At 73.2% G+C, this 23,568-nt stretch carries 20 protein-coding genes; 13 read left to right on the top strand and 7 right to left on the bottom strand.

Going from position 1 to position 23,568, the window contains the following annotated elements; all coding sequences use genetic code 11:
• The first annotated feature begins 72 nt into the window (after window positions 1–72).
• From AB0G17_RS22440 to AB0G17_RS22430, 3 genes are all read left to right on the top strand, one after another.
• Window positions 73–1,122, top strand: coding sequence for an ROK family protein (locus tag AB0G17_RS22440; RefSeq protein WP_361385444.1), 1,050 nt, complete (start codon window positions 73–75; stop codon window positions 1,120–1,122).
• Entirely contained in the window at window positions 1,122–2,267 is a 1,146-nt protein-coding gene (gene nagA / locus AB0G17_RS22435; RefSeq protein ID WP_361385441.1) for an N-acetylglucosamine-6-phosphate deacetylase, read from the top strand. Before AB0G17_RS22440 ends, nagA begins: the two co-directional genes overlap by 1 nt.
• A gap of 69 nt (window positions 2,268–2,336) precedes the next feature.
• Complete coding sequence (locus AB0G17_RS22430; protein WP_361385438.1) at window positions 2,337–3,257, top strand: 1-phosphofructokinase family hexose kinase; 921 nt, start codon at window positions 2,337–2,339, stop codon at window positions 3,255–3,257.
• Between the two features lie 24 nt (window positions 3,258–3,281).
• On the opposite strand, the gene AB0G17_RS22425 is transcribed toward AB0G17_RS22430, so the two are convergent.
• On the bottom strand, window positions 3,282–4,265 hold the full coding sequence (locus AB0G17_RS22425; RefSeq protein WP_361385436.1) for a CBM35 domain-containing protein: 984 nt from the start codon (window positions 4,263–4,265) through the stop codon (window positions 3,282–3,284).
• A 116-nt stretch (window positions 4,266–4,381) separates the two neighbouring features.
• A complete protein-coding gene (cdgB, locus tag AB0G17_RS22420; protein WP_361385433.1) occupies window positions 4,382–6,052 on the bottom strand; it encodes a diguanylate cyclase CdgB in 1,671 nt (556 codons plus the stop codon).
• Window positions 6,053–6,505: 453 nt separating this feature from the next.
• Between cdgB and AB0G17_RS22415 the strand changes: the two genes are divergently transcribed.
• Window positions 6,506–7,069: a flavin reductase family protein gene (locus AB0G17_RS22415; protein WP_361385594.1), complete on the top strand. Its 564-nt coding sequence runs from the start codon at window positions 6,506–6,508 to the stop codon at window positions 7,067–7,069.
• Between the two features lie 444 nt (window positions 7,070–7,513).
• Here AB0G17_RS22415 and arfB read toward each other — a convergent pair whose 3' ends face one another.
• Window positions 7,514–7,948, bottom strand: a complete 435-nt coding sequence (gene arfB, locus AB0G17_RS22410) for an alternative ribosome rescue aminoacyl-tRNA hydrolase ArfB (RefSeq protein ID WP_361385591.1) — start codon at window positions 7,946–7,948, stop codon at window positions 7,514–7,516.
• Window positions 7,949–8,117: 169 nt separating this feature from the next.
• On the opposite strand from arfB, the gene AB0G17_RS22405 reads away from it, so the two are divergent.
• Window positions 8,118–8,693, top strand: a complete 576-nt coding sequence (locus AB0G17_RS22405) for a TerD family protein (protein ID WP_101388906.1) — start codon at window positions 8,118–8,120, stop codon at window positions 8,691–8,693.
• Window positions 8,694–9,065: 372 nt separating this feature from the next.
• Complete coding sequence (locus AB0G17_RS22400; RefSeq protein WP_361385588.1) at window positions 9,066–10,571, top strand: M4 family metallopeptidase; 1,506 nt, start codon at window positions 9,066–9,068, stop codon at window positions 10,569–10,571.
• A 123-nt stretch (window positions 10,572–10,694) separates the two neighbouring features.
• Here the strand turns inward: AB0G17_RS22400 and AB0G17_RS22395 are convergent, their stop codons facing one another.
• Together AB0G17_RS22395 and AB0G17_RS22390 are read right to left on the bottom strand one after the other, a co-directional pair.
• Window positions 10,695–12,080, bottom strand: coding sequence for a M1 family metallopeptidase (locus AB0G17_RS22395; RefSeq protein ID WP_361385585.1), 1,386 nt, complete (start codon window positions 12,078–12,080; stop codon window positions 10,695–10,697).
• A 290-nt stretch (window positions 12,081–12,370) separates the two neighbouring features.
• The gene (locus AB0G17_RS22390) at window positions 12,371–13,027 is read right to left on the bottom strand and encodes a heme-binding protein (RefSeq protein WP_361385430.1); all 657 of its coding nucleotides are present in this window, start codon (window positions 13,025–13,027) and stop codon (window positions 12,371–12,373) included.
• A 643-nt stretch (window positions 13,028–13,670) separates the two neighbouring features.
• Between AB0G17_RS22390 and AB0G17_RS22385 the strand changes: the two genes are divergently transcribed.
• From AB0G17_RS22385 to AB0G17_RS22375, 3 genes are all read left to right on the top strand, one after another.
• Window positions 13,671–14,948 carry a sensor histidine kinase gene (locus AB0G17_RS22385; RefSeq protein WP_361385582.1) on the top strand — a complete coding sequence of 426 codons (1,278 nt, stop codon included), beginning with the start codon at window positions 13,671–13,673 and terminating at the stop codon, window positions 14,946–14,948.
• A 2-nt stretch (window positions 14,949–14,950) separates the two neighbouring features.
• Window positions 14,951–15,574 (top strand): response regulator transcription factor, encoded by a 624-nt coding sequence (locus AB0G17_RS22380; protein ID WP_361385579.1) that lies wholly within the window; start codon window positions 14,951–14,953, stop codon window positions 15,572–15,574.
• A gap of 857 nt (window positions 15,575–16,431) precedes the next feature.
• Entirely contained in the window at window positions 16,432–16,935 is a 504-nt protein-coding gene (locus AB0G17_RS22375; protein ID WP_361385576.1) for a hypothetical protein, read from the top strand.
• 261 nt (window positions 16,936–17,196) lie between these two features.
• Here AB0G17_RS22375 and AB0G17_RS22370 read toward each other — a convergent pair whose 3' ends face one another.
• Window positions 17,197–17,865, bottom strand: coding sequence for a pentapeptide repeat-containing protein (locus AB0G17_RS22370; protein ID WP_361385427.1), 669 nt, complete (start codon window positions 17,863–17,865; stop codon window positions 17,197–17,199).
• Between the two features lie 111 nt (window positions 17,866–17,976).
• On the opposite strand from AB0G17_RS22370, the gene AB0G17_RS22365 reads away from it, so the two are divergent.
• Both AB0G17_RS22365 and AB0G17_RS22360 read left to right on the top strand, forming a co-directional pair.
• Window positions 17,977–19,134, top strand: a complete 1,158-nt coding sequence (locus AB0G17_RS22365) for an FAD-dependent oxidoreductase (RefSeq protein WP_361385424.1) — start codon at window positions 17,977–17,979, stop codon at window positions 19,132–19,134.
• A 322-nt stretch (window positions 19,135–19,456) separates the two neighbouring features.
• Window positions 19,457–20,464 (top strand): zinc-binding dehydrogenase, encoded by a 1,008-nt coding sequence (locus AB0G17_RS22360; RefSeq protein WP_361385421.1) that lies wholly within the window; start codon window positions 19,457–19,459, stop codon window positions 20,462–20,464.
• Window positions 20,465–20,582: 118 nt separating this feature from the next.
• Here AB0G17_RS22360 and AB0G17_RS22355 read toward each other — a convergent pair whose 3' ends face one another.
• Window positions 20,583–21,059 carry a GNAT family N-acetyltransferase gene (locus tag AB0G17_RS22355; RefSeq protein ID WP_361385419.1) on the bottom strand — a complete coding sequence of 159 codons (477 nt, stop codon included), beginning with the start codon at window positions 21,057–21,059 and terminating at the stop codon, window positions 20,583–20,585.
• 123 nt (window positions 21,060–21,182) lie between these two features.
• On the opposite strand from AB0G17_RS22355, the gene AB0G17_RS22350 reads away from it, so the two are divergent.
• Together AB0G17_RS22350 and AB0G17_RS22345 are read left to right on the top strand one after the other, a co-directional pair.
• On the top strand, window positions 21,183–21,911 hold the full coding sequence (locus AB0G17_RS22350) for a rhomboid-like protein (RefSeq protein WP_361385416.1): 729 nt from the start codon (window positions 21,183–21,185) through the stop codon (window positions 21,909–21,911).
• Between the two features lie 141 nt (window positions 21,912–22,052).
• A complete protein-coding gene (locus tag AB0G17_RS22345; protein WP_361385413.1) occupies window positions 22,053–23,450 on the top strand; it encodes an FAD-dependent oxidoreductase in 1,398 nt (465 codons plus the stop codon).
• Window positions 23,451–23,568 lie beyond the last annotated feature (118 nt).

Raw genomic sequence — 23,568 nt, 5'->3', positions numbered from 1 at the left:
GGGAAAACGCTTACCCCGCCACCCGGCGAGTGGACTAGACCTTTCGTGGGTGAACGCGCGAGACTGTCCCCCGTGAGACACGTCATCGCCCTGGATGTGGGCGGCACCGGGATGAAAGCCGCCCTCATCGGGGTGGACGGCGGCCTGCTGTACGAGGCGCGCAGGCCCACCGGCCGTGAGCGCGGCCCCGAGGCCGTCGTCGAGACCATCCTCGACTTCGCCGCCGAGCTGCGGACGTACGGCGAGGAGCACCTCGGCGAGAGCGCCGTCGCGGCCGGAGTCGCGGTGCCCGGCATCGTCGACGCCGAGAACGGCATCGCGGTCTACGCGGCCAACCTGGGCTGGCGTGACGTCCCCATGCGGCGGCTGCTGAGCGAGCGGCTGGACGGTGTGCCCGTCGCCCTCGGCCACGACGTGCGCACCGGCGGCCTCGCCGAGGGCCGGATCGGCGCGGGCCGGGGCGCCGACCGCTTCCTGTTCATCCCGCTCGGCACCGGCATCGCCGGGGCCATCGGCATCGACGGCCGCATCGAGCCCGGCGCCCACGGCTACGCGGGCGAGATCGGCCACATCGTGGTGCGCCCCGGCGGCATCCCCTGCGGCTGCGGCCAGCGCGGCTGCCTGGAGCGGCTCGCCTCCGCCTCCGCCGTCACCCAGGCGTGGGCCGAGGCCAGCGGCGACCCGGACGCGGACGCGGCCGACTGCGCCAAGGCCGTCGAGTCCGGCGACCCGAGGGCGGCCGCCGTGTGGCAGGACGCCGTGGACGCGCTCGCGGACGGCCTGGTCACCGCGCTCACCCTGCTCGACCCGCGCACGCTGATCATCGGTGGCGGACTGGCCGAAGCCGGGGAAACCTTGTTCGTACCGCTGCGGGCGGCCGTCGAGGAGCGCGTCACATTCCAGAAGCTGCCCACGATCGTCCCGGCGGCCCTCGGCGACACGGCGGGCTGCCTGGGCGCGGGCCTGCTCGCCTGGGACCTGCTCACCGACACCCGCGAAGCCGCCCCCACGACGACCGCCCCCGCCCAGTCCACGGGTACTACGCAGTCCCCCGGCACCACCGGCACCACCGGCACCACCGACTCCACCGACTCCACCGACTCCTCGGAGGTAACCGCCTGATGGCCACCAGCAAGGTTCTCTCCGGCGCCCGCGTCGTCCTGCCGACCGGGGTCGTCGAGGACGGACGCGTGATCGTCGAGGGCGGGAAGATCGCCGGAAGTGCGCCGGAGGGCGCGGACCGCGTCGACCTCACGGGCCACTGGGTGGTCCCCGGCTTCGTCGACATGCATGTGCACGGCGGCGGCGGCGCCTCCTTCACCAACGGCACGGTCGACGACGTCCTCACGGGCGTCCACACCCACCGCCTGCACGGCACCACCACCATGGTCGCCTCCACCGTCACCGGCGAGATGGACTTCCTGGCCCAGCGGGCCGGGCTGCTGTCCGAGCTGGTCGAGCAGGGCGACCTGGCGGGCATCCACTTCGAGGGCCCGTTCATCTCGCCGTGCCGCAAGGGCGCCCACAGCGAGGACCTGCTGCGCCACCCGGACCCGGCCGAGGTCCGCAAGCTGATGGACGCGGCCCGGGGCACCGCCAAGATGTTCACGCTCGCCACCGAGCTCCCCGGCGGCCTGGACTCCGTACGGCTGCTCGCCGAGCACGGCGTGATCGCCGCCATCGGCCACACCGACGCCACGTACGAGCAGACCGTCGAGGCGATCGACGCGGGCGCCACCGTCGCCACCCACCTCTACAACGCGATGCCCGCGCTCGGCCACCGCGCGCCCGGCCCGATCGCCGCCCTCCTGGAGGACGAGCGGATCACCGTGGAGCTGATCAACGACGGCACGCACCTGCACCCCGCCTCGCTCGAACTCGCCTTCCACCACAAGGGCGCCGACCGGGTCGCCTTCATCACGGACGCCATGGACGCGGCCGGGTTCGGGGACGGGCTCTACCACCTCGGGCCGCTGGAGGTGGAGGTCAAGGAAGGCGTCGCCCGCCTCGTGGAGGGCGGCTCGATCGCGGGCTCGACCCTGACCCTGGACCGCGCGTTGCGCCGCGCGGTGACCATCGACGGCCTCTCCGTCGAGGACGCCGTCCGCGCGCTGAGCGCCAACCCGGCGCGGCTGCTCGGCGTGTACGACAAGGTCGGATCGCTGGAGCCGGGCAAGGCCGCTGACCTGGTGGTCCTGGACGAGCACTTCGCACTGAAGGGCGTGATGCGCCGAGGCGAGTGGATCGTCAGCCCCTCGGCCTCATGACGGGAGGGTGGCCGGATTCCGGGGCTGTGGGGTCTGGGCCGGCCACCGTCCGTTTGGCATGATCACCCCGTGATCCTGACCGTCACGCTGAACACGGCACTCGACCTCACCTACCGGGTCCCCGAGCTCGTCCCGCACGCCTCCCACCGGGTGGACGAGGTCACCGAACGCCCCGGCGGCAAGGGGCTGAACGTCGCCCGGGTGCTGGCCGCGCTCGGCCACGAGAGCGTCGTCACGGGCTTCGTGGGCGGCCGCACCGGCGCGGCCCTGCGCGAACTGCTCGCCCCGCTCGCGCCCGTCGACGCCCTCGTCCCCATCGCCGGGTCCACCCGCCGGACGATCGCGGTCGTCGACGCGGCCACCGGCGACACCACCCAGCTCAACGAGCCGGGCCCGCAGGTCACGGCCGGTGAGTGGGAGACGTTCCTCGGAACGTACGAGCCGCTGCTGCGCGAGGCGGACGCGGTGGCCCTCTGCGGCAGCCTGCCGCCCGGGGTCCCGGTCGGCGCCTACGCGGACCTCGTACGCCGCGCCCGCGCCGCATCCGTCCCGGTGCTCCTGGACACCAGCGGCGAGCCCCTGCGGCGCGGTCTGGCGGGCCGCCCGGACCTGATCAAGCCGAACCTCGACGAACTGGCCCGGCTCACCGGCTCCCGCGAGCCCCTGCGCGCGGCCCGCGACGCACGCCGCCGGGGCGCGCACGCGGTGGTCGCCTCGCTGGGCCCCGAGGGTCTGGTGGCGGTCACCCCGGACGGCACCTGGCAGGCGACCCCGCCGGCCCCGGTCCGCGGGAACCCCACGGGCGCGGGCGACTCGGCGGTGGCGGCCCTGCTGTCGTCCCTGGTGGAGGGCCTGCCCTGGCCGGACCGGCTGACGAGGGCGGTGGCCCTGTCGGCGGCGACGGTACTGGCACCGGTGGCGGGAGAGTACGAGGCGGAGGCGTACGAGACGCTGCTCACGCAGGTGCGGGTGAGCGACGTCCCGGGCTGACCCGTTCCCCTGCCTTCGCCGGCGTCAGTACGACTTCTTCGTCTTGCTGATCTCGACCCAGTCGAAGACGGCATCGCACTGGTTCCCCTGCTCACAGGAGAACTTGATCGTGTTCTGCCCCTGCTTGAGCGTGACCTGGGTCCAGGTGGTCTGCCAGTTCTTCTCCAGGTTGGGGTCCGAGGACCCTATGAAGTTCCCCAGCCGGACCGGCTGCGCGTTCGGCTTGCCGTTGACCGTGACCGTGGCGTTCGCTTCCTTCGCCGGGGTGGCGTACCGCACATAGAGGTAGTAGCCCCCGGACGTCGGCAGGTCCGCCTGCCACGTCAGCGATGCCCCGAGCTGGTTGAAGCCGCTGACGTACGCGCCGTCCGTCCCCTGCGCGCCCTTGACGTCCTTGGCCAGCACCGCGCTGCCGCCCAGCTTCAGCGTCGCCGCGTCCTGCTTGGGGAGCTCGGCCGCCGGGGAGGACGCCGAGTCGGAGGGCTTGGTGGACGGCTGCTGCGGGGCGCCCGTGGAGGCACCGCCGCCCGCCGGCTTGCCCGCGTCCTCGTCCTTCTTGCCGTCGCTGTTGCTGAGCAGCGCCACGCCGATGCCGATGACGACCGCCGCGACCACCGCGACCGCGCCGATCAGCAGGCCCTTGGTGTTGGGGCCACGGCCGCCGCGCCCGCCGCCGTCGGCCGGGGGCGCGGGGCGGTGGGGGGCGCCGCCGTAGGTCTCGGGCGCCGCGTACTGGGCGGTGGGCTGGCCGTACTGCTGCTGACCGTAAGCGACCTGCGGCGGCTGGCCGTACTGCTGCGGGACCTGCCCGTACTGACGCTCGCCGACCGTCCGCACCTGGTTGTACGAGGTTCTGGGTACGCCGGGCTGGTGCGGGGCGCTCGGGCCCGGGTAGCCGTAGCCACCGGAGCGGGGCGGGGTGGCGCCGGAGGCCTGACCGTCCTCGTACAGATAGCCGAACGGATCGTCGTCCTCGGGCGTGCTCGCGCCGTTGTTGCCGGGCGTCATCCGGGGTCACTCCTCACTGTTCGCCAGCCGTCGCCGACCGGCCGAGCCTACCCGAACGGCCGACACCATGGCCGCGACCTCGATCACCCGGCCCTTCGCGGGAAGGCGGCGGAGGGCTAACCGGCTCGCCGGTGGACCTTGGCGCGGGAGCGCTTCTCGATGTACATCCGCTGGTCGGCGGAGCGCAGGACCTCTTCGACGGACATCCCGCAGCTGGCCCAGCCGATGCCGAAACTCGCCCCGACCCGGACCGCCCGGCCGTCCACCCGGATCGGCGGGATGATCGCGTTGCGCAGCCGGACCGCGAGGTCGGCCGCGTCGGCCGCGCCCAGGCCGTCGGCGAGGACGACGAACTCGTCGCCGCCGAGCCGCGCGACCGTGTCGCCGTCGCGCACGCCGGAGGTGAGCCGGCGCGCGACCTCGATGAGGACGGCGTCGCCGGTGTTGTGGCCGAACCGGTCGTTGATCGACTTGAAGCCGTCGAGGTCGCAGAAGAGGACCGCGAGGCCCTTGCTGCCGTCGTCGACGTCGCCCTCGGGGGCGGTCATGTGCACGTGGTGGTCGAAGGGGCCGCCGCCCGGCACCGGGTCGAAGTCGAAGCCGCCGGGGGCGCAGACCGCGTGCCCCGGGGTCTCGCCGCGCCCGTCGTGCGCCTCTCCGTACGCCGCGTCCAGCGCCTCCACGGCGCTCGGGCCCACCGCGTACGGCCGCTGGCAGAGCCGGGCGGAGAGGCGGGCGCGCAGCTCGGCGCTGTTGGGCAGACCGGTCAGCGAGTCGTGCGAGGCGCGGTGGGCGAGCTGGAGCTCGTGCCGCTTGCGCTCCTCTATGTCTTCGACATGGGTGAGCAGAAAACGGGGACCGTCGGCGGTATCGGCGACGACGGAATTGCGGAGCGACACCCATACGTACGAGCCGTCGCGCCGCCCCAGCCGCAGCTCGGCGCGGCCGCCCTCGGCCGAGGTGCGCAGCAGGAGCCCGATGTCCTCGGGGTGCACGAGGTCCGCGAACGAGTAGCGCCGCATCACGGCGGCGGGCCGACCGAGCAGCCGGCAGAGCGCGTCATTGGTGCGCAGCAGACGTCCGTGCTGGTCACCGCCCATCTCGGCGATGGCCATGCCGGACGGCGCGTACTCGAAGGCCTGCCGAAAGCTCTCCTCGCTGGCCCGCAGCGCCTGCTGCTCCCGCTCCAGGCGGACGAGCGCGCGCTGCATGTTTGCGCGAAGCCGGGCGTTGCTGATCGCAATGGCGGACTGGGAGGCGTACATCTGAAGTGCTTCGCGCCCCCACGCGCCCGGGCGCCGCCCGTTGCGCGGCTTGTCGACGGAAATGACGCCGAGGAGCTCCCGCCCGCCGCCCGAGGCGTACATCGGCGCGTAGAGGCGGTCCTGGGGGTGCCACTCGTCCTCGAAGCGTGGCTCGGGCCCTTCGGTGTACCACTGCGGAACGTCGTCCTCCAGGAGCACCCAGCCCTCGGTGTGCGGGATGAACCGCAGGTCGCCCCAGCCCTCCCCCATGGTGAGCCGCCGCTCCCAGGAGGCCCGGGACCCGACACGTCCGGTGATCAGAGCTTCCGCGGCGGCGTTCCCGGCGAAGGCGGCGACAACGAGGTCCCCGTCAGGGCGTACGAGATTGACGCAGGCCAGTTCGTAGCCGAGCCCGGCGATGACGCCGTCGGCGACGGTCTGCAGCGTGTCCGCGAGGCTGCGGGCCGTGTTCAGGTCGGTGACCACCTGATGCAGCTGCCGCAGGGTCGCAAGGCGGACGTACGGCTCCGACTCGGTCTCCATTGCTCGCTCTCCCCGAGACCTCGACAGCAACTCCAGGATCCTGATTCGGCGCGCTTCTTCTCTGCCTTCCGGCCCGGCTTCTGGCTTCTTCCGGCTTCCCCGTGGGCGCTTTTCGTGCAGCGTCCCCGTCACTGAATCACAGCGAGCTGCTCACTCGGTACACAGGGTCAACAATTACTGCACTCTGTGACTCAAGTCACATGGGGTGATGAGAGAGGGTGTACGGAGAGTGGGAGCGCTCCGCAGAATTCCGGAATGCAAACAGGCATTAATGCCGGTTTTTGGGGGCGGGGTGGGGCGTGAAAAGGGCGGCGGAGTTTGCAGTACGGGCGGGCGGTACGGGCGGTCAGCACGGCGGCGGGGGCCGGCATTCTTCCCCTCCGGTCCTAGGACCTCTCTGGTCCCAGGGCCCGATGTGCGGCGTTGACCCCGGAGACTAGCGTTCTGTACGTGTTGCAGACAGACGTTCTCCGAGCTCTTCCGTCCCTGGCGTCGCAGAACCCCCATGCTGAGGGGGTGAGCAATGACGAATTCCGCGCCGCGATGTCCCGGCTGGCCGGCGGGGTGGTGCTGGTGACCGCCCACGACGAGGACGCCGGCCCGCGCGGCGAGGACGTCGGCATGACGGCCACGGCGTTCCTGTCCGTCTCCATCGACCCACCCCTGGTCCTGGTGAGCGTACGCAACGGCTCCCGCATGGACGACCTGCTCGCCGAACAGCCTCTGTGGGCGGTCTCGGTCCTCTCGGAGAGCCAGCGCCACGTGGCGGGCCGCTTCGCGATGAAGGGCCGCATCAGCGACCGCCTGCTCTTCGATGACATCCCCTACAAAAGGGGCCCCCTCAGCGGTGCCCCCCTGGTGGGCGGCGCCCTGTCGACCCTGGAATGCCGCACGGAGCAGCGGGTGGAGGCGGGCGACCACACGCTGGTGATCGCGCGCGTGCTGGGGGTGGACCTGCCGAGTGCGGAGGGGGGGCCGCTGACGTATTTCCGGGGGCGGTACCGGCAGCTGGGGTAGGGGTTGGTTTCCCCCACCCCGCCCCTTCCCTGAAGCCCTGGGCGGGCGGCCCGGACGGCCCGGCCTGGGCGGGCGGCCCGGCCTGGTGCGACACCCGCGGGCCCGCTCCGCGGAGGGCGCGCCCCCTGGGCGGGGGCCCGGTGCGACGCCCGCGGGCCCGCTCCGCGGAGGGGCCGGCGTTTGCCTGCGGGCTGTCCTGGGCTGGTCGCGCAGTTCCCCGCGCCCCTAAGAGCTTGTGGCTGAGCTGCGTTCTCCGGCTGCGTCGTACTACTTAAGGGGCGCGGGGAACTGCGCGGCCGGCCCAGCACGGTCCGCAGACAAACAGGGGACCGGGGCGGAGCCCCGTGGGGGGTGCAGGGGCCGCAGGCCCCGGCCGGGGGTCGGGGGCCCCGGCCGGGGGTCGGGGGCGCAGGCCCCGGGAAAGGCACCTCCACCCTCACGCAACTACCAGTCGCGCCCCGTGCGGCCCCGCTTCGTCTCCCCCCGCGCCTTCTTCTCCCGCAACCGCCGCTCATTGATCCCCCGAGGAATCCGCGTAGCCCGCCGAGGCGCGGGCGGCGGCGCCGTCGCCTCCGCGAGCAGCGCAGCCAGCCGGACCGCCGCCGTCTCCCGGTTGCGCCACTGCGACCGGTGCTCGGAGGCCCGGACCGTCACCACCCCGCCCACCAGCCGCGACGCCAGTCGCGAGAGCGCCCGCTCCTTCCACACCTCCGGCAGCGCCTCCGTACGCCCCAGGTCGAAGCGGAGCTCCACCTGCGAGTCGCTGGTGTTGACGTGCTGCCCGCCGGGCCCGGAGGACCGCGAGAAACGCCACATGAGCTCGGCCTCCGGGAGGGAGACGGAGCCGCGGATGAAGTAAGGCCCGGACATGCGCTCCATGGTCCCCTGCGCGGGGGAGGACGTCACCCGCTTTTGCCGCTCCCCTTCACTCCCCCGGGCAAAGAAAGTAAAGCCAAGTGGAACCCACCCTCCCCTGCCGACGTTATGAGGGGTGACGGTAGCTTCGGGAACGGCCGTAGCCCGCACATCACGATGAAGGGGACTTCCCATGGCTGTAAGCCTGTCCAAGGGCGGCAACGTCTCGCTCACCAAGGAGGCCCCGGGCCTGACCGCCGTCACGGTGGGCCTCGGCTGGGACGTCCGCACGACCACCGGTACCGACTTCGACCTCGACGCCTCCGCGATCGCGGTCAACCCGGCGGGCAAGGTCTACTCGGACGCCCACTTCGTCTTCTTCAACAACAAGTCGACCCCGGACCAGACCATCGTCCACACCGGCGACAACGTCACGGGCCAGGGCGAGGGCGACGACGAGCAGATCAACGTCAACCTGGCCGGCCTCCCCGCCGACGTCGACAAGATCGTCTTCCCGGTCTCGATCTACGACGCGGAGAACCGCTCGCAGAACTTCGGCCAGGTGCGCAACGCGTTCATCCGCATCATCAACCAGGCCGGCGGCGCCGAGATCGCCCGCTACGACCTGAGCGAGGACGCCGCCACCGAGACCGCGATGGTCTTCGGCGAGCTGTACCGCAACGGCGCGGAGTGGAAGTTCCGCGCGGTCGGCCAGGGTTACGCCTCGGGACTGGTCGGCATCGCCCAGGACTTCGGCGTCAACGTCTGAGTCCCCGGCACCCGCCAAGACCTCCGGAAGCCCCCGGCGCACCCCGCGCCGGGGGCTTCGGCGTGCCCGGCCCCAGCTCCCCCGCGCGCCCCCAACCCGCCTGCCCCGCAGGAAAATCGCATCGCTTACCGGACACCCCGCACTCCCTGACGGACACATTCCAGTCAAATACTTGTCGGTACCCTGTCAAAAAGTAGTCATCTGCTGGCACGCTCCCCCCACGCACCACACGCAGATGCACCCCACGCACCTGCCTGGGCACCACCCACTCGCACCACCCCCCACCGCGCCCCACCGCGCAACGGATCGAGTGAAGGAGACCCCTCAGTGAGAACTTCCCTGCGTGCCGCAGCCCTTGCCGCCACCGCCGCCATGGTCGTCGTCGGCGTCCAGTCCGGCACCAGTGCGGGCGCCGCCGACCGCGAGGCGGGCGCGAGCGCCCGCGTGCTCGGTGTGGCCGAGCGCGCCGACGCCCTGCAGGCCGCCCAGGCCGCCGCGCCCGCCGCCGCCCGCCAGATCGGGCTCGGCACCAAGGAGGCGCTCGTCGTACGCGACGTCGTCAAGGACGTGGACGGCACCGTCCACACCCGCTACGAGCGCACCTATGACGGCCTGCCCGTCCTCGGCGGCGACCTCGTGGTCCACACCAAGAAGGACGGCAGCCTGAAGGGCGTCAGCAAGGGCACCGACGCCCGGATATCCGTGGCCACTTCCGGCGCCACGCTCAAGGCCGCCCCCGCCCAAGCCCGCAAGGTCGTCTGGGCCGCCAGTGGCACGCCCGTCCTCGCGTACGAGGCGGTCCTCAAGGGGACCCAGCACGACGGCACCCCCAGCGAGCGCCACGTCATCACCGACGCGGCGACCGGGGCCGAGCTCTACTCGTACGAGGCCATCGACACCGGGACCGGTACCAGCGAGTACTCGGGCAAGGTCACCCTCGGGACGTCCAAGTCGGGCACCACGTACAGCCTCACGGACGCCGGACGCGGCGGCCACAAGACGTACGACCTCAAGCACGGCTCCTCCGGCACCGGCACGCTCTTCACCAAGTCCACCGACACCTGGGGCGACGGCACCCCGCAGAACCGCGAGACCGCCGGTGTCGACGCGCACTACGGCGCCGCCGTGACCTGGGACTTCTACAAGGCCGAGCTCAACCGCAACGGCATCGCGGGCAACGGCAAGGCCGCGTACTCCCGCGTCCACTACGGCAACGCGTACGTCAACGCCTTCTGGGACGACAGCTGCTTCTGCATGACGTACGGCGACGGCGCGAACAACCTCAAGCCGCTCACCGCGCTCGACGTCGCGGGCCACGAGATGAGCCACGGCCTCACCGCCGCCACCGCCAAGCTCAACTACAGCAAGGAGTCCGGCGGGCTCAACGAGGGGACGAGCGACATCTTCGGCACGTCGGTGGAGTTCTTCGCGAACAACGCCTCCGACCCCGGTGACTACCTCATCGGCGAGAAGATCGACATCCGTGGCAACGGCACCCCGCTGCGCTACATGGACAAGCCGAGCAAGGACGGCCAGTCGGCCGACTACTGGTCGAGCACCGTGGGCAACAAGGACGTGCACTACTCGTCCGGCGTCGCCAACCACTTCTTCTACCTGCTGTCCGAGGGCAGCGGCGCGAAGGTCATCAACGGCGTCAGCTACAACTCCCCGACGTCGGACGGCTCCAAGGTCACCGGCATCGGCCGGACCAAGGCGTACAAGATCTGGTACAAGGCCCTGTCCACGTACATGACGTCGACGACCAACTACGCGAAGGCGCGCACCACGACCCTTCAGGCCGCGGCCGACCTGTACGGGGCGAGCAGCACCGAGTACAAGACGGTGGCGGCGGCCTGGACCGCCGTCAACGTGAAGTAACCGTCCGACGGGCCAGTCGGCCACCGGGCCACCCGGCCACCCGGCCACCCGGCCACCGGGCCACCGGGCCACCGGGCCACCGGGCCACCGGGCCACCGGGCCACCGGGCCAACCGTTGGGGCTCTACGGGGACTTGGGCTTGCCGTCCCCGTAGAGCCAGGTGTCCCACAGATCCGTCAGGTCCTTGCCGGACTCCTCCTCCACGAACCGGGTGAAGTCCTCGGTGGAGGCGTTCGCGTGCCGGTGCTCCTTCGTCCAGCCCCGCACGATGTCGTAGAACGTGTCGTCCCCGACGGCCCGGCGGATCTGGTGGACCACCATCGCCCCGCGCTGGTACACCGGCTCGTCCGAGATCACGGCCGCCGACGGCGGCTCGGCGGGCGGGAACGCCCACACGTTGTCGTCGTCCGGCTTGGCGTACGCCTCGTCGAAGTGCGCCTGGGCCGACTTGCCGTCGTGGTCCTCGCTCCAGAGCCACTCCGCGTACGTCGCGAAACCCTCGTTGAGCCACATGTCCTTCCACCGCTTCGGCGTGACCGAGTCGCCGAACCACTGGTGGGCGAGCTCGTGCGCGAGGGTCTCGGTGGTGAGCTGGTCGGCGGGGACGACCGGGCGGTTCTGGGTCTCCAGGGCGTACTCGGCCGAGCCCTCGGGGGCGATGATCACGCCGGTGGAGGAGAAGGGGTACGGCCCGAAGTTCTCCTTCGCCCACTCGACGATCTCCGGAAGCCGGCCCACCACGTCGGCGGTCTCCTTCTTCGCGGCGGAGTCGAGCTTCGCCTCAACTGCCGTATAGACAGGCAGCCCTGACGGCGTCTTGGATTCCTTGACGTCGTACGCGCCGATCACCACCGTCGCCAGATAGCTCGCCATCGGCTCGCCGGTGTGCCAGGTGAAGGTGGTGCGCCCGCCCGCCGTGACCGCCGACTTCAACTCGCCGTTGGAGACCGCCTTCAGCTCCCGGGGCACGGTGATCTTGATGTCGTACGTGGCCTTGTCGCTGGGGTGGTTGTTGGAGGGGAACCACGCCATCGACCCGGCGGGCTCGCCGAGCGCGAGCGCGCCGTCGGCGGTCCGCAGCCAGCCCTCGTGCGAGTCGTCCTGGTCGGTGACGGTCTTCGGGGTCCCGGAGTAGGCCACGGTCGTACGGAACTCGGCGCCCTTCTCGATCTCGTCCGCCGGGCGCAGGGTCAGCTCGTCGCCCGCCCGGTCGGCGTCCGCGCGCTCGCCCCCGACGGTCGCGGAGGTCACGTCCATTCCCGTGAAGTCGAGGTTGAAGGCGCTGAGGTCGCGGGTGGCGCGGGCGGTGAGGGTGACGCTGCCGGTGAGGTGGTGGCGGGCCGGGTCGTAGTCGAGGGCGAGGCTGTAGTGCTCGACGTCGTAGCCGCCGTTGCCCAGCTTGGGAAAGAGCCCGTCCCGCAGCCCCGCCGCGCCCGGCTTGCCCTGCACACCGCCCGTACAGCCACCGAGGGCGAGCAGGACGGCGCCGGGGAGGGCGAACCGGCGTATCGCGCCGCGGTGCGGGCGGGGTGTGGGGTGCGTGCGGTGCGTGCGGTGATCCACAGGGCGATCCTATGGGCGAAGGGCGGCCTCCGCCCTGGGCGCGGGCGGTACTCGGCCAGAGCGGCGGGGCGGCCTCCGCGGCGGGCGCGGACGCGGATGCTGCTTGGCCAGCGCCGCCGGGGGGCCTCCGCCCCGGGCGCGGGGCGCTACCTGGCCGGCGCCGCCGGGGGGCCTCCGCCCCGGGCGCGGGGCGGAACCTGGCCGGCGGCGCCGGAGGGATCCGCCCGTGGCGGGCGCTACTCGGCCAGCGCCGCCGCGCCTGCCTGGGCGAACTTCTCGTCCAGGTCGCCGCTCGGCGCCCCGGCGACGCCGATGCCCGCGATCGGTGCGCCCTCGGCCTGGACGGGCGAGCCGCCCGCGAGGAAGAGGGTGCCCGGGATGTCCTTGAGGTTGGGCGCCTGGGCGAGGCGGCCGGCCAGCACGGACGTGGGGGCGTTCCAGGAGACCGCCGTGTACGCCTTGCGCTCGGCCGACTCGTACGACTGCGGGCCCGCGCCGTCGCCGCGCAGGGTGACCACGGTGTTGCCGTTCCGGTCCACGACGGCGACCGAAACGCGCTGGTTCTCCTTGCGGGCGGCGTCCAGGGCGGCGGTGGCGGCCTTGGTCGCGGCGGCGACGGTCAGGTGGGTGGAGTGGGTGAGGGCGCGGTCGGCGGGGCGGGGGCCGGGGGTGGCGGCGGCCGGGGTGGTGGCGGGGGTGGTGGCGGGGGTGGCCGCCGCGTTGGCGCTGACCGCGCCGAAGGTGCCGGCGGCGAGGGCGGCGGCCGCGACGGCGCCGAGGAGGACCTTCTTGGTGCGGCGGGTGGTGGGGTGTGCGGCCCGGGGACGCTGGGCGGTGGTGTTCGTGTTCGTGGTCGTGTTCGTGGTCGTGTTCGTGGTCGCGTTCGTGTCCATGCCTCGATCGTGGACCCGGCCCCGCCCCCGTACGGTCGGCGCACCGGCTGCTCCCCGCGCCCGGACCGGTGGACCCGCCTGTCAACCGATCGGCTGATGCGGGGGTGGGCGGGGCGGGTGAGGATGAGTACGGATGTCCATGTACGCGCAGGTCAGGAGCCGGGCAGTGGAGGCAGGGGCGACGGGGGCGGCAGGGGGGACGGGGGCCGAGCGGGCCGCGTCGGGGGCAGGGGCGGAGGGGGACGCGTCGGAGGCAGGGGCAGGGCGGTCCGCCGCCGGGGCAGAGCGGTCAGCCGCCGAGGCAGGACGACCAGCCGTCGGGGCGGAGCGGCCAGCCGCCGAGGCAGGACGGCCAGCCGCCGAGGCAGGACGACCAGCCGTCGGGGCGGAGCGGTCAGCCGCCAGGGCGGGGGCCGAGCGGGCCGAGGGCCGGTCCGCGACCGAGAGGCGGGGGTGCGCGGCCGACGAGCGGGGGCCCGAGGCCGACAAGCGGGGGCCCGCAGCCGACGAGCGGGGGCCTGAGGCCGACAAACGGTGGTCGGCCACCGACGAGCAGCGGCCGGACGCCGACAAGCGGTGGTCGGCCACCGACGAGCAGCGGTCGGCCACCGACGAGCAGCGGTCGGCCGCCGACGAGCGGTGGCTGCCTGCCGTGATGCACGTCGCCTTCTTCCTCCTGCTCGGCGCCTCGCTCGCGCGGTTCCTGATCCGCCACCCCGGCGACGGCCGCACCGCGTGGATCGTCGCGCTCTCGGCCGCCCTCGCCGTGCTGTACGTACTCGGCCCCGCCCTGGGCCCCCGGCCGACGCCCCGGCGGCTCGGCTGGCTCGGGGTGGTGGTGGCGGTGTGGATGGTGCTGGTGGTGCTCGCGCCGAGCTTCGCGTGGTGCGCGGTGCCGCTGTTCTACACCGGGCTGCGGACCCTGGCGACGCGGGCGGCGCTGGTGCTGGTGGTCCTGCTGACCGCGTTCGTGGTGGCCGCGCAGCTGATGCTGGCCGACGGGGTCGACCCGAACCTGGTGGTCGCGCCGCCCGCCGTCGCGGCCGTCGCCACCGCCGTCTTCGTCCATATGCAGCGCCAGGGGGACCGGCAGCGGCAGCTCATCGACGACCTGATCCGTACCCGGCGCGAACTGGCCGCCATCGAGCGGCGCGAGGGCACGCTCGCGGAGCGCCAGCGCCTCTCCATGGAGATCCACGACACGCTCGCGCAGGGTCTGTCCAGCCAGCAGATGCTGCTCCAGGCGTCCGAGCGGGTGTGGGAGTCGGACCCGGCGGCGGCCCGCCGTCACGTCCGTACGGCCGAGTCGATCGCGGAGCGCAACCTGGCCGAGGCCCGCCGCTTCGTCCACGATCTGGCGCCCGCGGAGCTGGCGGTGGGCGGCAGCCTGCCGGTCGCGCTGCGGGCGCTGGCGGCGCGGGCGTCGGCGGAGTCCGAGGGGGCTCTGGACGTACGGCTGCATGTCGACGGGGTGCCGGCGGCCCTCCCCGACCGGATCGAGTCGGCGCTGCTGCGGATCGCTCAGGGGGCGCTCGCGAACGTACGCGAGCACGCCGGGGCGCGCAGTGCGGCGCTCACGCTCACGTATCTGGGTGACCAGATCGTGCTGGATGTGGCGGACGACGGGTGCGGGTTCGTGGTGGCGGGCGCGGTCGCCGGCGCGCCGCCCCGTAGTGGCCGGGGGCACGGGTTGCCCGCGATGCGGGCGCGGGTGCGGCAGCTCGGGGGGACGCTGACGGTGGAGTCGGCGCCGGGGGAGGGCGCGGTGCTGTCGGCGGCGATTCCGCTGGGCGGGCCGGGCATTCCGTCGGGCGGGCCGGGCATTCCGTCGGGCATTCCGTCGGGCGGGCCGGGCATTCCGTCGGGCATTCCGTCGGGCGGGCCGGGCATTCCGTTGGGCATTCCCTTGGAGGAGCGGTGACGGTGGATCCCGTGAGGATTCTGTTGTGCGACGACCACGCGGTCGTACGGGCCGGGCTGCTCGCCCTGCTCGGCAGCGAGCCCGACATCGAGGTGGTCGGGGAGGCGGGCAGCGGCGAGGAGGCGGTCGCGGCGGCGGCCAAGCTACGGCCCGACGTCGTGCTGATGGACCTCCAGCTCGGCCCCGGCATCGACGGGGTCGAGGCGACGCGGCGGATCGCGGGGACGGGGGTGCGGGTCCTCGTCCTCACGACCTACGACACGGACGCGGACATCACGCGGGCGATCGCGGCCGGCGCGACGGGGTACCTGCTGAAGGCGGAGCGCCCGGAGGAGCTGTTCGCGGCGATCCTCGCGGCGGCCCAGGGCCGTACCGCCCTTTCGCCTCCCGTGGCGAGCCGGGTCATGGAACGCATGCGGGGTACGGGCCGCCCCTCGCTCACCGACCGCGAACTGGACATCTTGGCGCAGCTGTCCCGTGGCCTCGGCAACCGCGAGATCGCGCGGGCGCTGTTCATCAGTGAGGCGACGGTGAAGACGCATCTGGGCCGGATCTACGAGAAGTTGGGGGTGGAGACGCGGGCGGGGGCGGTGGCGGAGGGAAAGGAACGCCGCCTGCTGCCGTGAGGGCCGCCCGCCGGACGCCCCCCCGCCCCTTCCCGCTGTGGCGTGTGCGGCTCCACCGCGTGGCCTCCGGGGTGGATGGCCTGTTTGGGTTGCGCCCCCGTCCCCGCGTTCGGGGCTCCGCTCCAGCCCCGTTCGTCTGCAGGTTGCCTGTGGCTGGCCGGGCAGTTCCCCGCGCCCCTGAAGGGGCGCGGGGAACTGCGGCTCCTGCCCCACTCCTCAAACGCTGGAGGGGCTGAGTGCCGGCCGGGCCCGCGCTCCTCGCACGCCGGAGGGGCTGAGTCTTGGCCGGGCTCCCGCTCCTCGCACGCCGGAGGGGCTGGATTTTGGCCGAGCCCCGTTCTGCCTTCAGGGGCGCGGGGAACTGCGCGACCAGCCCCCACCGGCCTGCAGACGAAGACAGGGGGGTTTGGGGCGCAGCCCCAGCAAATAAGCACTTCCCCCGGCCCCCACCCGGCCGCCCGCCCAGGGCTTTCGGGAAGGGGCGGGGTGGGGAAAAGGGCCGGGGCGCAGCCCAGAAGAGGCCCAGGGCGCAGCCCCGGAAGAGGCCCAGGGCGGAGGCGCAGAAGGGGACCAGGGCGGAGGCCCGAAAGGGCCGGGGGCGGAGCCCGAAAGCGCTCGGGGGCGGAGGCCCGAAAGGGCCGGGGCGGAGGCCCGAAAGGGCCGGGGGCGGAGCCCGAAAGCGCTCGGGGGCGGAGGCCCGAAAGGGCCGGGGCGGAGGCCAAAAGGACCGGGGCGGAGGCCCGAAAGCACTCGGGGGCGCAGCACCCAAGGGCCCGACCATCCCCAGGCCGCCCCAGGGGCAGGGGCCGACCGGGCCCAAGGAAGGGCGCCCGGCCCCAGCCGTGGGACCATCGAGCGTGCTCGACATCGGCTACTCCCTCTCCAACCGCTTCCCCGACCCCCCACAAACCGACTACCGCCGCGCGGACGTACACGCCCTCCGCCACGACCTCTTCTGCGGAGACGTCTACCTCGCCGACACCAAGGCGGACCGCGAGGTATCCACAGCCTGGGGATGGGTGCCGGTACTCGACTTCGCCTGGGCGCTCTGCGACACCGTGGAGGCGCTCGACCGCGACCCGCGCGGCAGCCGCTCCTCCCGGAGCCAGTACGCCGAGATCGACTTCACCGAGTCGACCGACCGCATGCTCTTCGAGCGCCGCTTCGGCTGGGTGGACGTCGAGGCCGACTGGATGCCCGGCGACGAGCCTCCGCTCACCTTCAGCCACCGGCTGCTGCGCCGCGAGGCCCGCGACTTCCTGCACGACCTGATCGCCGACCTCAGCGACATGCACGAGGACCTCGCCGAGAACCCGGTCATCTGGACCATCCAGTCCCGCTTCCCCCGCTTGACGGACTAAGGGGACCCGGGGGCCAAGGGAGTCCGGCCCCACCCCGAGGGGACCCAGGGACCGGGACCAAGAGGCCCAGAGCCCAAGGCAGTCCGGCCCCAGGCCGAAGGAACCCACGGGCCGGAGCCAAGGCCCCAAGGAAGCCCGGCCCCGGGCCGAGGGGACCCAGGAGCCGGGGCCAAGACGCCAACGCCAAGGCCAAGGCCAACGCCAAGGCCAAAGCCAAAGCCAACGGAGTCCGGCCCCCAGGCCGGTCGAGGCGGCACCCCCTCACCCCACCACCCGCACCCCCACCTGCGCCGCGAACGCCGGTGCCAGATCAACCAGTTGGGACGGTGTGATCACCGCCCCCGCCAGGCGGTCCACGCCCCGGGCGATGGACAGGAGCGCGGCGCCCCGCAGGTCCACGTCCTTCATACGGGCCCCCGTGAAGTCCGCCCCCCGCAGCTCGCAGCCCGCGAACGCCACCCGGTCCAGGCGGGCCGCCGCGAAGTCCGGCTCGGCCAGGACGCAGTTCTCGAAGACCACGTCCCGTAGGTCCGTATCGCGCAGATTGAGGTAGTCGATCTTGCCGCCACGGATCAGGACCCGCTCCAGGACCGCGCCGTGCAGCTGCACGCCGCCCATGCGCACGTCGTGGATCTCCACGTCGCGCAGGGACGCCCGCGACAGGTCCGTGCCCACCCCCCGTACGCCCGAGAGCACCGTGTCGATGAAACGGGCGCCGGGCAGCCGGGTCTCGTCCAGCGCGCAGCCGTACACCCCGCAGTCCATGAAGCGGGCGCCGGTGCCCTCCTGGCCCGAGAGGTCCAGGTTCCGGAACTCCAGGCCGTCGTAGTCGCCCTCCGGTTCCAGTTGCGCCGGACCGTGGGGTGCCAGCGGGGGCAGCCGCACCTCCGGGCGCCGCACCGTCGTCACTTCGCTCGCGCTCTTCGCCATGACTCCATGCTGGACCACGTCACTGACAACCGCCCCACCCCTACCTGTCACATTCCACCCTCCTCTCCGCGTCTCTAAGAGTGAGTGCCCGCACAGCGACAGGAGAGCAGCATGGACCGGATCACCGTCATCGGCGGCGGCCTCGCCGGGCTCACCGCGGCCATCACCGCCGCCGAGTCGGGCGCGCGGGTGAACCTGTACGAGTCACACCACACCCTGGGCGGACGCGCGCGTACCGCCGAGGGCCCGTACCTCACCAACGACGGTCCACACGTCCTGTACAACGGCGGCCCGCACTGGGCCTGGCTCAAACGCCGAGGGCTGCTGGGGCAGATCAGCTCCGTGCCACCGCTCGAAGCGGCCAGGTTCCGCTTCCACTGGGACGGCTCGCTGCGCCACACTCCGCCTCTGGCCCTGCTGAAGCTCGCCCGGCAGAGTCCGGAAACCGCCCCCGTGGACCGGGACTTCGCGTCCTGGGCGGCCGGGATCGTCGGCCCCAAGGCCGCCCGCGCCGCCGCCAACTACGCCGCCGTGGCGCTCTTCCACCACGACCCCGGCTCGCTCTCCGCCGCGTTCGTCCAGGAACGGCTGCACCGCGCCGCCGCCCTGCCGCCCGAGGCCCGCTATCCGGTGGGCGGCTGGGGCGCCCTCATCGACCGGATGGCCACGCGCGCGTGGGAGTTGGGGGTGCACGTGGAGACCACCGCGCGCGTGGACGCGCTCCCCGAGGATCACGGCCCCGTCGTCATCGCCACCTCCCTCGACGCCGCCCGCCGCCTCCTCGGCGACGACTCGCTGCGCTGGACCAGCGGCCGCACCGCCCTGCTCGACCTCGGCCTCACCACGCGCCGGGGCGACCCGTTCGTCGTCTCCGACCTGGAGTCACCGGGCTGGATCGAGCGTTTCACCGCCGCCGGCCGCACCCTCGCCCCGGCCGGACACCAGCTGCTCCAGGCACAGTTCCCGATCGCCCCGCACGAGTCGAAGGCCGACGGCGTCGCACGCGGGGAGCGACTGCTCGACGCCTCGTTCCCGGGCTGGCGCCAGCGGGTCGCCTGGCGCCGCGACGCGCTCGCGGCGGGGCGTACGGGGGCGGTGGACCTGCCGGGCACCACCTGGCGCGACCGCCCGGCAGTCGACCGCGGCCACGGTGTGTTCCTCGCGGGCGACCAGGTGGCGGCGCCGGGCGTGCTCTCGGAGGTCGCGTTCGCGAGCGGGATAGAGGCGGCGTCGCTGGCGGCGGGAAGCCTGCGGCTGGCGCGCGCGTGAGGCGGCGTCGCCGGCGGCGGGGAGCCTGCGGCTGGCGCGGGCGTGAGGCGGCGTCGCTGGCGGCGGGAAGCCTGCGGCTGGCGCGGGCGTGAGGCGGCGTCGCCGACGGCGGGAAGCCCGCGGCTGGCGCGGGCGTGAGGCGGCGTCGCCGGCGGCGGGAAGCCTGCGGCTGGCGCGGGCGTGAGGCGGCGTCGCCGGCGGTGGCAAGCCTGCGGCTGGCGCGGGCGTAAAGGGGGGGGGCACCGAACCGGGCTTGACCTCAAGGGAACTTGAGGTCGGAGGCTGATGGCACGAGTCCGCCCCTCTCTTCGCAGGAGCACCCATGCACGCCATCCGCCTCCACACCTTCGGCCCCGCCGAGAACCTCACGTACGAGAAGACCGAGGACCCCGTGCCCGGCCCCGGCCAGGTGCGGATCGCCGTCGCCGCGGCCGGGGTGCACCTGCTCGACACGGCCCTGCGCGAGGGCCTGCCGGGCCCGTACCCGGCCCCGGCCGCCCTGCCCACGATCCCCGGCCGCGAGGTCGCGGGCACGGTCGACGCGCTCGGCGAGGGCACGGACCCCGACTGGCTCGGCAAGCAGGTGGTGACCCATCTGGGCATGGCCCCCGGCGGCTACGCCGAACTGGCCGTGGCCGATGCCACCCGCCTCCACGAGATCCCGCCGTCCCTCGACCCGGCCGAGGCGGTCGCGATGATCGGCACCGGCCGTACGACGATGGGCATCCTCCAGTTCACCGGCCTCGGCCCCGACTCGGTGGCCCTGGTCACGGCCGCCGCGGGCGGCATCGGCACGCTGCTGGTGCAGTCCGTGAAGAACGCCGGCGGTACGGTCATCGGCCTCGCCGGCAGCCCCGCGAAGACCGCCCGCGTCCGGGAGAACGGCGCTGACCTGGCCGTCGACTACCTGCGCCCCGACTGGCCGGACGCCGTACGGGAGTTCCTCGGCGCCGACCGCCGCGCCACGGTCGTCTACGACTCGGTCGGCGGCGCCACGGGCCGCGCGGCGGTCGACCTCCTGGCGCCCGGCGGCCGGCACGTGGTCTTCGGCTGGTCGGAGGCGGGCCTGCACGACGGCGAGCCGCTGAGCTTCACGGAGGAGTACCTGACAGAGCGCGGCATCACATCCGAGGGCGTCCTCGGCCCGGTGATGCTGTCCCGTGCCGCAGGCCCCGACCCCCTGCGCACCCTGGAAACCCAAGCCCTGACCGAGGCCGCAACGGGCCGCCTCCACCCGGCGGTCCAGCGCTTCCCCCTGCGGGAGGCGGCCACGGCACACCGCGCGCTGGAGACGCGGGGGACGATGGGGAAGGTGGTGCTGGTTCCTTGAGGGGACGCGGGAGGGGTCGGGGGCGGGCCACGCTCACCGAGCGCAGGTCACCGCGCCCACCACCAGGTTCCCCGACTGGTGGCCACCCACGACGCCACGGCGCCACCACGGAACACCGCTACTCCACCCGCCCCAGCTCCCCCAACGCCTCGTCCGTCAGCCGGTAGACCGTCCACTCGTCCTGCGGCCGCGCGCCCAGTGACTCGTAGAAGGCGATGGACGGGGCGTTCCAGTTGAGGACCGACCACTCCAGTCGGCCGTAGCCGCGGGTCACGCAGATGCGGGCCAGTTCGGTCAGGAGGGCCTTGCCGTGGCCGCCGCCGCGCTGTTCGGGGCGTACGTACAGGTCCTCCAGGTAGATGCCGTGCACCCCGCGCCAGGTCGAGAAGTTGAGGAACCAGAGCGCGAAGCCCGCGGGCTCGCCGGTGTCGGTCTCGGCGATGTGCGCGTACGCCGCGGGGCGCTCGCCGAACAGCGCCTCGTGCAGCTGCTCCTGCGTCGCCCGCGCCTCGTCCGGACACTTCTCGTACTCGGCCAGCTCGCGGACCATGGCGTGGATGACGGGGACGTCTTCGGGCGTCGCGGTACGAATCATGGCCGCAGGGTAACCGGGCGGCACCGGACCGCTCGCGGGGGTTCCGCTCCCTGGGACGACCCCACCAGGACCGCCGGGATGTCGATCACCCGCCCGACCCTACCCGCGTGCGTGAATCGGTCCATGAGCCGATTCCTCCGGACGAGCCCGAGCCTGCGCCCGCGCCCGCGCCGGGCGGTGCACGCCGTGTGGCGTTACGTCCGCAGCGCCCCCGGCACCTACCTCTGGCTGGCGGTCCTGTTCGTGACCACCATCGCCCTGCACCACATGTCGCCGGAGTTCGAGGAGGAGTTCCTGCGGCAGCGCTCCACCAACATCCACGAGCTGTCGACCAACCCGGTCCGGGTCCTGATCACCAGTGCCCTGTGGATCGACGGCGGCCGCTGGCTCCCGTACGCCGTCCTCTACACCGTCTTCCACGCCCAGGCCGAGCGCTGGCTCGGCACCCTCCGCTGGCTCGCGGTCGTCGTCCTCGCGCACGTGCTCGCCACCTACCTCAGCGAGGGCGCGCTGCTGTGGGCGGTGCACCACGACGTCGCGCCGCACTCGGCCGTCCACACCCTTGATGTGGGGGTGAGTTACGCCCTCGCGGGGGTCGTCGGCGTGCTGACCTATCGGATCGCGGCTCCCTGGCGGTACGTGTACGCCGCCTGCGTCCTCGTCCTGTACGGGACCCCGCTCCTGACCGGCCGCACCTTCACGGACCTGGGCCACTTCACGTCCGTACTCGTCGGGTTCGCCTGCTACCCGCTCGTGCGGGGGCGGGGCGCGCCCTGGGATCCGGCGGCAGCAGCAGGCGGGGCCGGCAGGAGGTACGGCAGGAGGTACGGCAGGAGATACCGGCGTCCCTGAGCGCCTTCGCGAACGTTTCCGCATCCTCCGCCTGTGCCCTCGCCGGGCGCCCGGCGAGCGTCCCGACCCCCGGCCACGGTTCCCGCACCTGCGGATTCCGCCTCTGGACAGGCCGGACCCGGCGGTGTACCAACAAGCCCCATGAGCACGCGGACGATCAACGGCGGCATCTCCTTCTGGTACGCGCAGGACGGCATCCCCGCTCCCCGCGAGCCCCTGACCGGCGACGCGACGGCGGACGTCGTCATCGTGGGCGGCGGCTACACGGGACTGTGGACGGCGTACTACCTCAAGAAGGCCGTCCCCTTCCTCAACATCACCGTCCTGGAAGCCCGTTTCTGCGGCTACGGCGCCTCCGGCCGCAACGGCGGCTGGCTCTACAACGGCATCGCGGGCCGCGACCGGTACGCGAAGCTGCACGGCCACGAGGCCGCCGTGCGCCTCCAGCGGGCCATGAACGACACCGTCGGGGAGGTCGTGCGGGCCGCCGCCGAGGAGTCGATCGACGCGGATGTGCATCAGGGCGGCGTGCTGGAAGTCGCTTATACCCCGGCCCAGTTGGGGCGCCTCAAAGCCTTCCACGCCGCCGAGGTGGAGTTCGGCGAGAAGGACCGGCTGCTGCTCGGGGCCCGCGAGACCGCCGAGCGGATCCGGGTCGCCGGGGCCGTCGGCTCCGCCTGGACCCCGCACGGCGCCCGCATCCACCCCGTCAAGCTGGTCAAGGGCCTGGCCGCGGCCGTCGAGGCGCTGGGCGTGACCGTCCACGAGTCGACCCCGGTGACGGAGATCCGCCCCAAGCACGCGGTCACGCCGTACGGCACGGTCCGCGCCCCGTACGTCCTGCGCTGCACCGAGGGGTTCACCGCGTCCCTGAAGGGCCAGCGACGCGCCTGGCTGCCGATGAACTCATCCATGATCGCCACCGAGCCGCTGCCGGCCGGGCTGTGGGAGACGATCGGCTGGGAGGGCCGCGAGACGCTGGGCGACATGGCGCACGCGTACATGTACGCGCAACGCACCGCCGACGACCGGATCGCGCTCGGAGGGCGCGGCGTGCCGTACCGCTTCGGCTCCCGCACCGACAACGACGGCCGTACGCAGCCGGAGACGATCGAGGCCCTGCGCGAGATCCTGATCCGCTTCTTCCCCCAGCTCGCCGGGGTCGAGGTCACACACGCCTGGTCGGGGGTGCTCGGGGTGCCGCGCGACTGGTGCGCCACCGTCACCCTCGACCGCTCGACGGGGCTCGGCTGGGCGGGCGGCTACGTCGGCTCGGGCGTGGCCACCGCCAACCTCGCGGCCCGCACCCTGCGCGACCTGGTCCAGCAGGACTCCGGCCAGGCCGGCCCCACCGACCTCACCGCCCTGCCCTGGGTCAACCACAAGGTCCGCCGCTGGGAGCCGGAACCTTTCCGCTGGCTGGGCGTGCAGGGGATGTACGCGGCGTACCGCGAGGCGGACCGCCGCGAACTGACGAGCCATGCGGCAAAAACCGACCGCATCGCAGTCCTGGCCGACCGGGTTTCCGGGCGGCATTGAGGAGCCGTGCCGAGCCGACCGCGAGGGGGCGCAGGGGGCGGAGCCCCCGCCTGGAGCCCGGGGCGGAGCCCCGGCCTGGAGCCCGGGGCGGAGCCCCCGCCTGGAGCCCGGGGCGGAG

The sequence above is a fragment of the Streptomyces sp. NPDC023838 genome (assembly GCF_040639555.1).
Lineage (GTDB): Bacteria > Actinomycetota > Actinomycetes > Streptomycetales > Streptomycetaceae > Streptomyces.
This window is presented reverse-complemented; position numbering and strand designations above follow the sequence as displayed.

Coding starts and splice junctions, on each gene's coding strand:
- AB0G17_RS22350 (WP_361385416.1), top strand. CDS start 21,183: ATGAGCCGATTCCTCCGGACGAGCCCGAGCCTGCGCCCGCGCCCGCGC.
- AB0G17_RS22405 (WP_101388906.1), top strand. CDS start 8,118: ATGGCTGTAAGCCTGTCCAAGGGCGGCAACGTCTCGCTCACCAAGGAG.
- AB0G17_RS22355 (WP_361385419.1), bottom strand. CDS start 21,059: ATGATTCGTACCGCGACGCCCGAAGACGTCCCCGTCATCCACGCCATG.
- arfB (WP_361385591.1), bottom strand. CDS start 7,948: ATGGAGCGCATGTCCGGGCCTTACTTCATCCGCGGCTCCGTCTCCCTC.
- AB0G17_RS22390 (WP_361385430.1), bottom strand. CDS start 13,027: ATGGACACGAACGCGACCACGAACACGACCACGAACACGACCACGAAC.
- AB0G17_RS22360 (WP_361385421.1), top strand. CDS start 19,457: ATGCACGCCATCCGCCTCCACACCTTCGGCCCCGCCGAGAACCTCACG.
- AB0G17_RS22345 (WP_361385413.1), top strand. CDS start 22,053: ATGAGCACGCGGACGATCAACGGCGGCATCTCCTTCTGGTACGCGCAG.
- AB0G17_RS22425 (WP_361385436.1), bottom strand. CDS start 4,265: ATGACGCCCGGCAACAACGGCGCGAGCACGCCCGAGGACGACGATCCG.
- nagA (WP_361385441.1), top strand. CDS start 1,122: ATGGCCACCAGCAAGGTTCTCTCCGGCGCCCGCGTCGTCCTGCCGACC.
- AB0G17_RS22370 (WP_361385427.1), bottom strand. CDS start 17,865: ATGGCGAAGAGCGCGAGCGAAGTGACGACGGTGCGGCGCCCGGAGGTG.
- AB0G17_RS22365 (WP_361385424.1), top strand. CDS start 17,977: ATGGACCGGATCACCGTCATCGGCGGCGGCCTCGCCGGGCTCACCGCG.
- cdgB (WP_361385433.1), bottom strand. CDS start 6,052: ATGGAGACCGAGTCGGAGCCGTACGTCCGCCTTGCGACCCTGCGGCAG.
- AB0G17_RS22400 (WP_361385588.1), top strand. CDS start 9,066: ATGGTCGTCGTCGGCGTCCAGTCCGGCACCAGTGCGGGCGCCGCCGAC.